Source organism: Aerococcus sp. HMSC062A02 (assembly GCF_001809535.1).
GTDB lineage: Bacteria > Bacillota > Bacilli > Lactobacillales > Aerococcaceae > Aerococcus.
This window is the reverse complement of sequence record NZ_KV797910.1, coordinates 321,360-335,616: the sequence shown is the minus strand read 5'-3', so window position 1 is coordinate 335,616 and position 14,257 is coordinate 321,360. Positions and strand designations below refer to the sequence as shown.

Annotated in this window: 13 protein-coding genes and 1 tRNA gene; 3 read left to right on the top strand and 11 right to left on the bottom strand. The window is 46.0% G+C overall.

Features of this window, described 5'->3' with window-relative positions:
• From HMPREF2626_RS10195 to HMPREF2626_RS02445, 4 genes are all read right to left on the bottom strand, one after another.
• The coding region (locus HMPREF2626_RS10195; protein ID WP_210382779.1) for a hypothetical protein at positions 1 to 905 on the bottom strand (905 nt) is incomplete at its 3' end.
• Positions 906 to 1,676: 771 nt separating this feature from the next.
• On the bottom strand, positions 1,677 to 1,976 hold the full coding sequence (locus HMPREF2626_RS02455; RefSeq protein ID WP_168162692.1) for a type II toxin-antitoxin system RelE/ParE family toxin: 300 nt from the start codon (positions 1,974 to 1,976) through the stop codon (positions 1,677 to 1,679).
• The gene (locus tag HMPREF2626_RS02450) at positions 1,960 to 2,286 is read right to left on the bottom strand and encodes an AbrB/MazE/SpoVT family DNA-binding domain-containing protein (protein WP_141744565.1); all 327 of its coding nucleotides are present in this window, start codon (positions 2,284 to 2,286) and stop codon (positions 1,960 to 1,962) included. The genes HMPREF2626_RS02455 and HMPREF2626_RS02450 overlap by 17 nt, the downstream gene beginning before the upstream one ends.
• Before the next feature lie 762 nt (positions 2,287 to 3,048).
• Positions 3,049 to 3,121: transfer RNA gene (locus HMPREF2626_RS02445), tRNA-Ala, on the bottom strand.
• A 217-nt stretch (positions 3,122 to 3,338) separates the two neighbouring features.
• On the opposite strand from HMPREF2626_RS02445, the gene HMPREF2626_RS02440 reads away from it, so the two are divergent.
• A complete protein-coding gene (locus HMPREF2626_RS02440) occupies positions 3,339 to 4,100 on the top strand; it encodes an SDR family NAD(P)-dependent oxidoreductase (RefSeq protein WP_070617053.1) in 762 nt (253 codons plus the stop codon).
• Positions 4,101 to 4,145: 45 nt separating this feature from the next.
• Positions 4,146 to 5,270 (top strand): pyridoxal-phosphate-dependent aminotransferase family protein, encoded by a 1,125-nt coding sequence (locus tag HMPREF2626_RS02435; protein ID WP_070617052.1) that lies wholly within the window; start codon positions 4,146 to 4,148, stop codon positions 5,268 to 5,270.
• A gap of 52 nt (positions 5,271 to 5,322) precedes the next feature.
• Here the strand turns inward: HMPREF2626_RS02435 and HMPREF2626_RS02430 are convergent, their stop codons facing one another.
• From HMPREF2626_RS02430 to HMPREF2626_RS02415, 4 genes are read right to left on the bottom strand one after another with little or no spacing between them, the layout of a single operon-like run.
• On the bottom strand, positions 5,323 to 5,649 hold the full coding sequence (locus HMPREF2626_RS02430; protein WP_070617051.1) for an MTH1187 family thiamine-binding protein: 327 nt from the start codon (positions 5,647 to 5,649) through the stop codon (positions 5,323 to 5,325).
• A gap of 17 nt (positions 5,650 to 5,666) precedes the next feature.
• Entirely contained in the window at positions 5,667 to 6,134 is a 468-nt protein-coding gene (locus HMPREF2626_RS02425; protein ID WP_070617050.1) for a hypothetical protein, read from the bottom strand.
• A 13-nt stretch (positions 6,135 to 6,147) separates the two neighbouring features.
• Positions 6,148 to 7,719, bottom strand: a complete 1,572-nt coding sequence (locus tag HMPREF2626_RS02420; protein ID WP_070617049.1) for a vWA domain-containing protein — start codon at positions 7,717 to 7,719, stop codon at positions 6,148 to 6,150.
• A gap of 19 nt (positions 7,720 to 7,738) precedes the next feature.
• A complete protein-coding gene (locus tag HMPREF2626_RS02415; protein WP_070617048.1) occupies positions 7,739 to 8,938 on the bottom strand; it encodes an AAA family ATPase in 1,200 nt (399 codons plus the stop codon).
• 144 nt (positions 8,939 to 9,082) lie between these two features.
• Here HMPREF2626_RS02415 and HMPREF2626_RS02410 point away from each other — a divergent pair, with 144 nt between their 5' ends.
• On the top strand, positions 9,083 to 9,949 hold the full coding sequence (locus HMPREF2626_RS02410) for a fructosamine kinase family protein (RefSeq protein ID WP_070617047.1): 867 nt from the start codon (positions 9,083 to 9,085) through the stop codon (positions 9,947 to 9,949).
• 49 nt (positions 9,950 to 9,998) lie between these two features.
• On the opposite strand, the gene HMPREF2626_RS02405 is transcribed toward HMPREF2626_RS02410, so the two are convergent.
• From HMPREF2626_RS02405 to trkA, 3 genes are all read right to left on the bottom strand, one after another.
• On the bottom strand, positions 9,999 to 10,931 hold the full coding sequence (locus HMPREF2626_RS02405) for a dihydroorotate oxidase (RefSeq protein WP_070617046.1): 933 nt from the start codon (positions 10,929 to 10,931) through the stop codon (positions 9,999 to 10,001).
• A 187-nt stretch (positions 10,932 to 11,118) separates the two neighbouring features.
• A complete protein-coding gene (locus HMPREF2626_RS02400; protein ID WP_070617045.1) occupies positions 11,119 to 12,567 on the bottom strand; it encodes a TrkH family potassium uptake protein in 1,449 nt (482 codons plus the stop codon).
• Positions 12,568 to 12,570: 3 nt separating this feature from the next.
• Positions 12,571 to 13,935, bottom strand: coding sequence for a Trk system potassium transporter TrkA (gene trkA / locus HMPREF2626_RS02395; protein WP_070486015.1), 1,365 nt, complete (start codon positions 13,933 to 13,935; stop codon positions 12,571 to 12,573).
• Positions 13,936 to 14,257 lie beyond the last annotated feature (322 nt).

Genomic DNA, 14,257 nt, shown 5'->3' with positions numbered 1-14,257 from the left:
TGTGGATCTGGTGTTGGCTGTGGATCTGGTGTTGGTTGTGGGTCTGGTGTTAGTTGTGGGTCTGGTGTTGGCTGTGGATCTGGTGTTGGCTGTGGATCTGGTGTTGATTGTGGATCTGGTGTTACTACCCCACCAATTTTACCAGCATCATAATCCGTATCACCAGGTTTCATAGATAAAGTCAGAGCGCTGATTGGATCATATGCGTTCTTGTACTTAGAAGCATCAACACCTGGAGCATTTTTTGAGAATCTACCATAACCGAAGGAAATATTAAATGGATTTAAAATTTGATAGAGGTGGCCATTTTTCGCAGTGAATTTCCCATTAGCCGACTTCAAGGCAGGTAATTCAGAGGTGGTCCAAGCTTCAAAATCAGCTTCGACAGAATTACGCCCCCAACTTAGGTTTTCACCCCAGGCACTGCTATTTTGGTATTGGGGCTTACTTTCTCCATCTGGTCCCTTGTGAGCAACTTTACCATGAATGGCTGTTTCTTCCGCGCGGATATAAGCATCCTTTTCATTCATCCGATCATAACGAATATCATTAACATATTGTTCCTTAGTTAGGCCTTGCTGAGTCACATAGTTTTTCAGTGAAGTGCCTGCAAAAGGAACTGTTTCATCGTCATAATAAGTATTACGAGTGTTGCGGATGAGTTCTAAAGTTTTCTCAGCTTCTTGAGGATTTTGGATTTGGTAGGCTGCATTGCTAGCATCAGCACTTGGAGCAGTTGTAGCTTCTACAGTTCCCGCCGTTGTGGTGGCAGTCCCAGCGCCTGAATCAGCTGTTCCAGTCGCTTCAACCACTTGAGGGTTGGCTGCGAGGAAGCCTGCAAGGGCTACAGAAGCTAGACCCATATTTAATTTACGAAATGAGACTGTGTTTTCTTTATTCTTCATATAATCTCCTCCTTATTCATAGCATAAGTATACTACATTTTATCAGTAAAAACTAATTATTTCCTAAACTGTCATTAATCACTCCTGAACCGGATACAGAGTCAAAAAGTCGGCCAATAGCAGATGAAAATACTTTCAGTTAGCCAGACTTTACTGTATAATAAGATTAAATTTTAGACATATAAGGTGGATGACCAATGCATATTGACGATGTAAAAGAATATTTCTTAGAGTGCTTGAAGCTTAAACAACCCATTCGGACCTCTTCCATGTTCGTGGGGATTACCTTGAGCGTATGCTTCTGCCTAGTTCTCTTTCTACTTAATCTACCTCCTATCACCCGTCAGCTACGAAAACTTCTTCTTGAAGATATTTGATATCGTCCGCTACCTTCTCCTCCTAGTTTTCTTCTTAAATATGTGGAAATACTTTGCTTCCAGAACATCAAGATAAAATAAGCGCTCCGGGATAAATTTTGACCTGGAGCGCTTATTTTATCTTGATATGTTATTGATTAGCAGTTACCAACTGAATTAGCTACTCTATTTTATGAGCTGAGAATATCACAGATCTTACAGAAAGCCCATATCCAAAAGAAACAAGGAGTCTCTAGTCTCTTTATTATTACATATTTATTCGTTTAATTTTTGATAAAGGAACACTATATCATCATTTGGAGAGTCATTATACAGACAAAACATTGTCTTTATAGTCAAGCAAAACAACATCAATTGATCGGTGGCTAAGTGTTTTAGTTAGTATGATTAGCCACTAAGGAATTTTTCTGCTTAGCTCTTTATAAAAGTTTTCACGGCTAGCAACTTGGATAATCTCCACTGTAACAATGTCTTCGTGGATGGTGTAGGCAATTCGATATTGTGATTTTTGATAGTGGATTGGTCTAGTATAAATATCCTTCAACTTGCCCTTTTTCCTATCTCCGCAATGAGGATCTTTGGCGATTACTTGATATATTTCATCTCTAATCAACTTCATCAGGCCTTTATCTTTCAGCTTCTTCAGTTCCCGCTTGGCATTATTTCTGAAATAGATTCTATAATCCAAATTCACGATTAAAATCCTCTTCAGTCATTTCACTCGCTGGCTCTTCCATCATCTCAGATAAACGCTCTTCCATGAATTTCTTTCGCCGTTCCATCTCTTTAATAATTGCTTCACCGTCTGTAAAACCAGCTTTGACAATATCAGTTAATAACAAAGCGTCAAAGTCATCTACAAAACGGGGAACGCTCTCCACTCGTTCAAAGAAAATTCCATCTTCTTGTAAGTGGGGTTTAAAGCTGGCTCCCTCAGTAACATTAAAGGCTTTTGGAATGGTAATCATTAAAGAATTTCCTTGCCTCCTTGCTTTTACTACCATTTTATCACTCCTCATAAGTAATTATTTTAGTAATTACATTATAAGCTAATTTAACATGATAGTCTACACTTAGCCCCTTATTATTCAATTGTCAAAGGTCTGTAGTGCCTACCCCACCCTGGCAAGTTCATAGAACCTGAAATGAATAGATAGGAGCTGAGCGGTACTAGCTACCTGTTAAAAGCTATTATCTAACCGAATATATGGTCTAGAATTGATGTCAAGATTGGGCAGTTTCCCCATGAGTGCAGAGAGAGCTTTTTCCTTATGATTTCTTAGTAATTAAAAGGCACTTTAATTCTATGAGTGTGAGGGCTTCCGTACCGTGGACCCTCTTTAAATCAAGCAGAACAATTATCCTCTTGCACATGTGGAGCTAGTGAAGCAGTTTCGGAGCAGTTTTATTTCTCACCTGTACATTTAGAGCCAACTCAACACCCACAAACTGTTTGAAAAGATAGTATTCTCCTTGTTTATGTGGCGTCTACTACTTACGAATCATAACTTAAATTGCTATCTCCCTTTGCATGTGGGACTCCCCTTAAACATTGCTAAAAAGAGACAAAAGAAAAAGCCACGGCAAAACCATGGCTTCATATCTGTAAGCAGGAGAGCTAATGCAGTCCCTCCTCAACTCTTGCGGGGTCTTTATCCCTCAAGCTTTATACTGGAGGGGTATGCTTTCAAACATTTCGTACTTTTTCAAGAAAGCCTTCATATCAACGTTTTAGGCTTGTTTTTGAGCGAACAAAACCCCTTCAATGGAGACGATCGGGCTCGAACCGACGACCTCTACACTGCCAGTGTAGCGCTCTCCCAACTGAGCTACGCCCCCGTCAATAAGACCATTCTACCTAATTTCCAATAGAAAGGCAAGGCCTTTTTATAAATAATTTTGCTATCCGGCAAAACATGGATAATAGGCATATGCTTTAATCTGTTTTTACAAGACTTTAGATAAAAAGCTGATGTATTCATTTGCTTTGGTTCAGGGGTCATGCTCTGAATTGAAAGCCTTTCCATGTTATACTGGAGCTAAAGGAGGATGACTCATGACAACATATACATTAATTACAGGTGCCAGTTCAGGGATTGGTGAAGCTTATGCCCGCTTAGCCGCTAGCCAAGGGGAAAACCTCATCTTGGTTGCCCGCCGCGAAGAAAAACTGGCTGCCTTAAAAGAAGAATTGGAAGACAAATATCCTAGCATCAAGGTTGACTACCTGGTCCAAGATCTTAGCCAGATTGACGAGCTGGAAACTTTTTACCAAAAGACCAAAGCTTATCACATTAAGTGTTGGATCAACAATGCGGGTTTCTCTAATAGTAAGGACTTCCTTAGCCAGACGAGTGACGAAATCTTAGAACTGATGAAGGTGGATATGCTAGCCCCTACTCTGCTCAGCCAGTATTACTTGCGTGATTACCAAGCCATCGAGGGAGCTTGCCTGGTCAATGTTTCTTCAGTGGCAGGCTATGAGCTGATGGAATCTTCACCCTTCTACAGTCCGATGAAGTTCTATATCAGCGCCTTTTCCGAAAATATTGGCCGCTATCTCCATAACCAAGAGGCAGCGGTCCAAGTCAAAATTTTAGCGCCGGCTGCTGTTAACACCGCTTTCATCAATGTGGCCTCTCAGGATGAGAGTCTGACAGCTGACGATGTTTGGAAACGCTACAATGAAGCGGATGAGATTGCCGCCTTCCTGGACCAGCTGATTAAGAGCGATAAAGTCTTAGCTAAGGTAAACCTAGACAGCCGCGAATTTGAACTCCTCGATCCGCAATTACCCAACCGGTGGGCAAAAGATTAGAATTGTATTATAATGAATAAAATGTTTTTGAAAGGAAGTTTTGCTATGTTAAATCTTAGTCCAGGTCCTTCCCATGTGACTGACAAGGTCCTCAAAGCCTTTGCCCAGTCGAAAACGAATACCGACCTTGAACATGACTACACCAACTACCAGCGCCAAGTGGAAAAGAAAGTTTCACAAGTCCTTCAGACGGATGCCCCTTCCTTCTTCATGATAGGCGAAGCGCTCATCACCTTAGAAGCGGCCATCTTCTCCATGGTTGAAGCGGGTGACCGGGTCTTAGTCCTCTCCAATGGGGTCTATGGGGCCGGTTTTGCAGATTTTGTACGTTTTGTTGGCGGTGAACCTGTTCTCTTCGAACAAGACTGGCGGCACGGCATTAAACTTGATGAATTGGAAGCCTTCTTAGAAAAGGACTCTGATTTCCAAGTGGCTACTTTCGTCCATTGTGAAACACCTACGGGAATCTCAAATGACATCCATGGCATCGGAAACTTGCTCCACCGCTATGACATCTTATCCATTGTGGACTCCGTCTCTGGAATCGGAGGCGAAGCTATCGACTTTGACCGCGCCCAAGTGGATGTCTTGCTCGGGGGCAGTCAAAAATGCTTCTCTGCCCCGGTTGGTATTGGTACCGTGACACTATCTCAAAAGGCCTTGGACCGGCTCGACCAGCGGCAAAGTCCCATCCCTTCTTTCTATTCCAACTTTAAGTCCTATCTTAATTTTGATAATGACCACTTCGATTTTCCTTATACCATGAGCGAGAACTTAGTCTATGCCATGGATGCTGCCTTAGACCAAACCCTCTCCCATGACTTCGCTGCTAAGCACGCCAAATGGGCTGGTAAGACGCGGCAGATTTTCCAAGAAGCAGGTTTTGAACTCTATGCCAAAGACCATCCTGCCAATACCCTAACAGCTGTACTCCTTCCCGAAGGCTTTAACAGTTTTGATGTAATGGCAGAAGTTAAAGAAGAAGGCCTCTTAATCGCTAATGGCGACGGCCCTCTCGGTGAGCGCATCTTGCGGATTGCCCACATGGGATCCAATATGGAAGTGGCTTATTTTGAAGCCATGTACAAGGCCCTCGACAAAGCCTTCCAAAAACTCGGCATCCCTAGCCAAATCTCCCTAGCAGAAGCCTTCCGTGCCTCTGATTTATAAGCTTCACTAAAAAAGATTGACTCCAGTTTTTATCTGGAGCCAATCTCTTTTTTTAATCTTCTTTATCAGCCAGTTTTTTCTCTTCCCGGGCGAGGCTAGCCTTCTTTTGTTCAAAGGCATCTTCCCGGCCTGGACGAATGTCAGCTCGGAAGCTAATTTCGGTGCGGATGCCATTTTCAGCCAAGACCTTAGCAGCCTTGGTCACCACCGCCATCACTTCATCCAAATCCCCTTCGATTTCGGTCGTCATAGCGTGGGTCTGGTAAGGCAGTCCTGAATCTTGGATCACCTTCACCGCTTGGATGACATATTGAGACAGGTGGTCACCTTGTCCGTAAGGGGCAATAGCGAGCGCACATAGGGTATTTAATTGTGACATATTCAAAGACTCCTTTCCTAATCATCTAAACCATAGCGGGCCTTATACTGGCTCACCTTCTGCTTGAGTTCGGGAACCCCATCACGCATGAGTTGTTCCCAAATCGATTCCTGGCTCCCATGCCGGGTAATACTCGACTGGGAGGCACTTGAATCTTGGCTTTGGGCCGCCTCTTTGACTTGAACATAGGCTTGCCATACGGCTTCTAGGAAGTCATCTTCCACTTCATCGACTACCCGGTGTTCCTGACGATAGAGGTTTCCCTTACGCACGAGACTCTCCTTCTGATAGCTGGAATTCCAGTGGTCGAGATAGCCTTGAGCGACCATATAGAAAGCAGCTTCATCCGAAATCTCCGAAAAGTTAAAGTGGGGTTCAATCTCTAGGGGCTCTAATTCCGGATAGCTGAAGGATTGAACCAAGGGTAAATAATCCCCAAATTGCACCCGGATTAGCGCTTTTTTCAGGTCATGTGTTTGCGACATAAGCCTCCTCCTTCTAATCATGGGTTTGGCGCAGGCGGTTTTGCATCAATTGATTATTGTAGGCTTCACTTTGACGCAAGTAAAGAATCTTGCCATAACTTTCGGTCGACAAGGGATTCTCTTCTTGAGGATCCGCCTGAGTCAAGATCCAGTACATGTTATGGTAGCCATAGCGGTCGAAACCATCATCCCCGTAACCGTCTGTAAAGTAGACAGCTACCGAATTATGGTCGTTAAAGCCATGGTCATGGAGCCACTCAAAAGCCGGCGCAAAGCTCGTCCCACCCCGCCCTTCAAAAGAAAACTGGGATAGGGTCTGGTGGGTCAAACGTTCAGCCTTCACCACCTTGGTATCGACTTGGACCAGCCAGACTTGGTTGCCCAGAGTCTTTTGGATATTGGCCAATTCACCTAGGCTATAAGCTAGGGCTTCCTCATTTTGCGAGGCGGAGGTGTCGACAAAAACAATCAGGGTCGTTGCGGTATCCAAGACCCGGCCGGGCAAGTCGATACGGAAGGGTTGCCGGCGGTTCATCCGGTTCTTAGACAGGCGGTAGGGAACGGGAGTTGCGCCCTCGCCCCTCTGGATAATATCCTTCCAGTTGATGGCCCGTGACTTGTTCATCGGTTTAACCTTTTCCGATAATTGGCCCGACAAGTGTTCCCGCATCTCATCGGTCAAGTCATCATAGGCCTTACGAACCAGGCCATTGATGATCTTACGGTGGAGGTCGTTATTCTTACCCTGGGGGATGACCTGCTGCATGGAGAAATTCTTCTTCATTTCATCGTTGAGCTGTTCGGCAGAATCAATGCGCAAGTCCGAGAGCTTATCTTCATCAAAATTACCCGCTAGCTGACTATATAGATCATCCATCTGCCCCGACCCCTTCATCTTCTCAAAGGTCGACAGGGTCCGGTTGTGGCTAGGATGGGAGGGATCATTAGCAATTTTCTTCATCTCTTGGTAATAGTAGAGGGTCCCCTTCTTCTCCTGTAGGCGGACATCGAGTTTCTTCCTTAAGCCAGGCAGGGAAACGGCGTGACTGGGAAGGTCTTGGATGTACTGGTTAATCTCTGTTTCCATCGCCACGCTCATGACCTTAGCATCCTCCGTCTCTTGAAAGGCCCAGTCATAATCGGTCATATGATTAAAAATTATGTGGTAACAAATCTGACGAATCCCCGCCAACATTTGCTTTGGACTCTCATAATACATGAAGAAAAGGATAGGATTGATAGTGAGCGTAAAGCGTAAGCCCTCAAAGGATAAGTTCAAGGGCTTAGCTAGGGTCTTACTCATCTGCCGGTCCAAGCGGTAAATAATGCCCGCGAAGAGGCTGTCGTTAGCCCCACTGTAGCTGCGGTCCGTCATCAGAGAGGCCGTTAAAAGCCCAATGAATTCGTGCATGAGGTCAGAAAAGGTCTGGTAGTCCTCATCCGCCCCAAAATTCATGTAAATGATGAAGGCAATCCGCAAGCGAAAATAGCGGTTATCAATATTGTCGATAGCGAGCTCCTGCTGGCTAGAACCCATTAAAGCCAACAATTCATCCCGACTTTTATCTGTCTTGATTCCGTCCATACAGGTCTCCTTTCCCTAATTATTTCTTCGAAACGGCCATGGTGATCTCAAAGGCCCGGTCCACATAAGCATCAAAATTCGAGAGAGCTTGGTTCAAACGTCCCAAAGCTGAGTCTGCTTCGGCTTCGTTCAGACGTTTGACCAAGCTATAGACCTCATCTGCTTCCGTTGCCAAGAAGAGGTCCAAGTAACGGCTAAGCAGGTCCTGGTCGGTCAATAAATCCTCATGGTCCAGGAGATAGGCAGTCAGGTCTTCAATCACTCGCTTCTTGCGAATGGCCTGCATAGCTTGGTAGCGGTCGAGTATAGAAGCATCCAAGTGAGGACCTTCCGCTTCAACCACTTCCGACGCCTTGATAAAGTCGCCTTGGTGGGTTTGGAGATAGGAGAGGAAGACTTGACCGGCTTCTTCACCGATACAACCGTCAATCCCTTCAACGAGGAAGGCCAAGAGGTCATCATCTGCTAAATCAAGCAAATCATAGCCTGCCCCTTCATAGTTATAGAAGAGCTCCGATAAGCGCTCATAAGCACGAGGGGTCGGATTCTTATCCCGGGTTTCATCAATCACAATGAAGTATTGCCGGCCCTCTGCTTGGAGGAAGTCCCGGATGAGCGGATGGATCATGGAACGCCCTGGCCGCTTAGGATGGTCAGCTTGGGCAAAAGATTCCAGCCACTGGTCTAAAGTCGTTCCCATCCGAATCCGCATGGTCCGGTCATTAATGGCCATATCCCGGGCATTGGTCGCATAGGAAGAGCCTTCAAAGCCTTCAACATCAGAAGACGGGTTTTCCGCCGTAATAATAACCACATTGTCTGGCAGGTCGATCCCCATAAGATTGCGTTGGAGGACTAGGTTCATCAGTTCCCCTTGAACCATAGCGATCGGCCGATTAAATTCGTCGAGGAAGAGGATCACTTTTTTATCCGGATTAGCCTCAGCCGCATCAACTGCCCCTTGGACTTGCGGGTTGAGATAGTAATCGATCCGGTCTTCCTTAGGCACCGGCATGGTCAGGTCCCCAGGCTGTAAGAGCGAGCAGGTAATTTCAAAGAAGGGAAAGTCATTTGCAGCGGCGAGTTCACGCACGAGCTGGGACTTACCAATCCCCCCGTGTCCCACAATGTCTGTTACAATATTTGAATCTTCTTGGAGCAATAAATTAATTCCTTTAAAGACTGCACGATATGTCAGCCCTGGCACTCGGTCTGCCATCAACATCCACCTTTCTTGTGTTTCATTCAATCTTCTTCTATTATAACAAAGATCCAGCCTTGAAACTAATCCTAGCTTTTGAGCTTTCCGCCAAAAACCACTAGAATAGACATTGTAAGCGACTAAAGATATAGGAGGACAAGCATGTATACATTATCTGACCAACAAATTGCCCAATTGCCATTAGACGCTATCCAAAAACTCAGCCCCGTAACGGGTGGCGACGTCAACCAGGCCTACCGAGTCCAAACCAGCCAAGGCGACTATTTTCTCTTAGTGCAACCTAACCGCCGAGAAGATTTCTATAGGGCTGAAATTGCTGGTTTAGAAGCCATGGCTGAGGCGGGAATCCGCGTGCCGGAAGTCATTGCCCATGGCGAATTAGGCCCCGACGCCTACCTTGTCCTAGAATTTATCCAGGAAGGTCAAGGCCAACAAGCTGATCTCGGCCAGATGCTGGCCAAGCTCCACCAGAGCCATTCCGACCGCCAACAATTCGGCTTTGACCTCCCCTACCAGGGAGGCGATATCCGCTTTGAAAACACTTGGAGGGATGCTTGGAAAGACTTCTTTATCGACCAGCGCTTAATCCCCCTCGACCAAGCCATTAGCCAAAAAGGTCTCTGGCAGCCAGAAGACCAAGCCAACTATCAGAGGGTTCTTGAAATAATAAGCGAAACTTTAGACCAGCATAGCTCAAGCCCTTCCCTCCTACACGGTGACCTCTGGGCAGGCAATTATATGTTTGACCAAAACGGCCAACCGGTTCTTTTTGACCCGGCCTGCTTTTATGGTGACCGAGAATTCGACTTGGGAGTCAGCCTGGTTTTTGGCGGATTTAGCCCTGACTTCTACCAAGCCTATAATGAAGCCTATCCCCTAGCTCCCGGTGCCAAGCAACGCTTAGAATTCTACAAACTCTACTTCCAGGCCCTTCACCTCTATAAATTTGGCGCCACCTACCTCCAATCCGTCCGCCAAACTATGGCGCGGATTAAAGACCAGGCCTAAATTTTTCCATCTAAAAAAGCTGCGCTTTGACTTGCACAGCTTTTTTTGATTAATCCATATATTTTAATTTACCTCGGAAGTCTTCAATAGTCTTATAACCTTTTTCCTTCATAATGGCTTCGAGTTCTTCTGTCAGGCTCGCAAAACAGCCTTCTCCTTCTTCATAGAGGGTCGTCCCTACCCCAACCATGCTGGCTCCGCAAAGGATATGCTCAAAGACATCTCGGCCGTCGCAAACGCCGCCAGTCCCTATAATAGCAATCTCTGGCCGCAAACGTTGGTAGAAGGCATGGACATTGGCTAGGGCTGTTGCCTTAATGGTTTCGCCACCGATCCCACCAAAACCTTGCTTGGGTTTAATCACGACCTGCTCATCATGGATCACGAGACCGTTGCCCACCGAATTAATGCAGTTAACGTAGGCTAAGGGATAAGCATTGAGGATATCCGCCATCTGGTCAAAGTGACTGGGGTCAAAGAATGGGGGCAGCTTAACCCCTAGGGACTTGGTAAAGAAAGAAAAGACGCGTTTTAAAATTCGGTCAGTTGTTTCAAAATCATAGGCAATCTGCGGCTTCCCGATAACATTGGGACAGGATAGGTTTAATTCCACGAGTCCCTTGAAGTCACTCGCTTCGACCTCTTCTAAGATTTTATAAATTTTTTCTTCTTCCAGTTCAGTAACAGAGAGGAAATAAATTTTATCCGGTTTAGCCGCTTGGAAGTCTGCTAGAGCTTGGAGGTAGTAAGGCAAGCCTTGGTTGGGCAGTCCGGAGGAATTAATGCTCCCTAAGGCAAAAGTCTCCACTCGCGGCTGGGGATTTCCCTCCCGCGCTTCCAGGGTAGCCGTTTTAGTGATGAAGGTCCCCGCTGCTGAGTCATCCAATGCAGCAAGTTCTTCCTTCCTTTCACAGGAAACACCCGAAGCGTTCATAAGACAATTAGAAAAATGAAAGTGATGAATTTGACTTGGTACAGCCATTGATAAGTCCTCCTAATCATAAATTATAAAAAAGAACCCCCTAAATGAAATAGGAAGGTTCTAAAGCAAATACTTTGCCCATAAAAAGAGGGATCCCATCAAAAGTAAGCATTTCTTCTGTCATTTGATGGGTCCCTCCTCTTTTTATTTCTTTTTATAGTTTAGCGATTTTGCCCGATCCTGTCAATTAGATTTTTTGCCAGGTGTGCTTGGAGAAGAGCAGGAGCATCGGATAGATCTCTAAGCGACCAAAGAGCATGGCGAAGGATAGGACCAGCTTGTTCCAATCGCTTAATTGGGCAAAGCTCGCAGCTGGCCCGACTTCTCCTAGACCGGGCCCGACATTGTTATAGGCCGTAGCGACAGCCGATAGAATAGTCTCCAAGTCCCCCATAGAAGGAGATACTAACAGCACAAAGAGGACAAAGAGCAAGACATAGGTCACAAAATAATTCTTGACGGTCGTCAACCAAGCCGTGTCCACTTGCTTGCCTTCCATCCGTGAGGCGACGGCCTGGTTAGGATGGATGATTCGCTTGGTATTAGCTAAGAAGCTCTTCCATAAGATGGTCAGACGTGAAACCTTGAGACCACCCGCCGTTGAGCCGGCACAGCCCCCGACAAACATTAATAAAAGTAAGATCACTTTAGAGAATTCTGGCCATTGGTTAAAGTCATTAATGGAAAAGCCGGTTGTGGAAATCACCGAAGCAACAGTAAACAAGGCTTCTTCGAGGGCCTGACCGAGGCCAGCTGTTTGATCTTTAATGTTCCAAATAATCAAGGCTGTCGCTCCTGCTACAATCAAGAGGTAATTTCTTAACTCCTCATTTTTAAAAGCCCGGCGGTCTCTTTGGATGAAAAAAAGGAAGTAGAGGTTAAAGTTGACCCCAAAAATTAACATGCCTGTGATTAAAATATAATTGATCAGACTGGAGTCGTAATAAGCAACACTGGTCGCCTTAATCCCAAAGCCCCCTGTTCCGGCCGTCCCAAAGGCATGGAGGATAGCGTCAAAGACCGGCATCCCAGCTAAGACCAAGGCCAGAATTAAGACAAGGAAGAAGACGAAGTACAAGGCGTAGAGGATCCGGGCGGTAAAGGATAAGCGGGGAACGATTTTACCGAAGCTGGGCCCCGGCACCTCGGCACTCATGATCTTACCTGCCCGGCGATCAACACGGGGCAAGGCAGCTAGAACAAAGACCAGGATCCCCATCCCACCAATAAAGTGGGTAAAGGACCGCCAGAAGAGGACTGAATGGTCTAGCGATTCGACATCGGTCAGGACGCTAGCCCCCGTCGTAGTAAAACCACTCACCGTTTCAAAAAAAGCATCGAAGAGCGAATCCATGCTGCCGGTAAAGATAAAGGGCAGGCCTCCAAAGAAGCTCATTATAATCCAAGACAAGGCGACCACCAACATAGATTCCTTGGTATAAATCGCTAGGTTGGCTAACTTACGGCGGCCCATCAGCCCTCCAGCCAACATCAGGAAAAGAGCTGGCCCCAGAAAGGCGAGGACATTATCCCAGCCTTCCTGGTAGAAGAGAGCCACTAAGACAGGCAGCAACATAAGGAAACCGCATACGGCGAGTATCCGGCCTAGGGTATGGACAATTACACGTGTATTCATGCCCTACCCCCTTAGAATGTCATCCAGGTCGGAGATATCACGTTGGTAGGCGACGATGATCAAGCGGTCGCCAGCCTGTAACTGGTCATGGCCACTCGGGATAATGATTTGTCCCTGGCGAAAAATCGACCCGATCATCACATTGTCGACCAGGTTAATTTCAATTAAGGACTTACCGACCAAGCGCGAATCCGAAGCCACTGTGAACTCAATGGCTTCCACCTGGTTATTGGCAATGCGGTAGAACTTCTCAATATTAGACCCATAGGAGCGTACAAAGGAGCGAACCAGGTGGATAATACGGTCCGCGAAGAGCTGGTGGGGGATCACTACGGTTTCCAGGTCCATCAGACCAGTATATTCGATCAAGGCCACCCGGTCCATCTTAGTCAGGGTCTTGCCGATACCGAGGCGCTTGGCCAGGATAGATAAGACAATATTCTCTTCATCAATCCCAGTCAGGGTTATGAGGGCATCAAAATTCTCCAAATATTCTTCAAATAAGAGGTCTGGATGGGTCCCGTCGCCGACAATAACCACTGCTTCTTCATTCTCAGCAGCTAGGCGGAGAGCCTTTTCTTCCTTGCGCTCAATCACCTTAACGGCAATCTTTCTTTGGATAAGTTTGGGCACCAGGTGGAAGGCGATATTGGAGGCACCTACGATCATGGTCGAGCGGATCTTTTTGGTCGAGCCGCCTAGGACCTTATAGAACTCACGCAATTGCTGGGAATCCCCTGTCACATAGACCCGGTCATTGGCCCGGATCACGAAGTCCCCATAAGGAATAAAGATTTCGCCCTGGCGTTCCACCACGCAGATCAAGATCTTATCAATATGGTCAAAGACCGCTCCTAACTGGCTGAGAGCCAAACCATCAATCTGGCTACCCTCACTCACATCCAAACTAATCAGATGTGCCCGGCCCCTGAAGAAGGATTCTACGCTAAAGGCAGAGGGATAGTCTAGGTTATTGAGCATTTCAGTCGCAGCCTCCAGCTCAGGATTCACGATGAGATCAATCCCGAGTTTGCCATTGGAGAAGTTCAGATAATCCGTATATTCCGGATTAGACACCCGGGCAATAGTATACTTGGCCCCGAGTTCCTTGGCCACAATGGAGGCCATCAAGTTGATTTCATCATAATTGGTCACTGCAATAAAGACATCGCAGTCTTTAATATTGGCTTCTTCTAAGACGCTGATGGTCGCTGCATTTCCCAAGACTCCCATAATGTCATAGTTGGCAAGCAAGTCTTCTAATTTATGAGCATCTTTTTCAATCAGTGTCACATCATACTGTTTACTTGAAAGGTCCTCGCATAAGGCGGAGCCGACTGCTCCAGCCCCCACAATTGATATTTTCATTTGACTTAACTTCGCTTCTTTCTCTTTATCATTCATCTGCTAAGTTATCATTTGGGCATGAACCAGCTCAACTAAGCGCTCGTTCCTATCATTAAATCGCATTGCTTCATTAAGGCGCAAGCTTAATCATTGCAGAGCTCTGGCCGGCATGATCTAAGGCCGAGCCCCTAACCTGCATCATTGAAATCTCTTAACTTAAAGGCTTGCCCCTCCTACTCAGCACTAACTATAATAGTCGAATGCCCTAAAAAATGCACGCCTTTTTTAAAAGTTTTTTAAAGTAAAAAAATATGCTATAATCGGTAATAAATATGATAGGAGG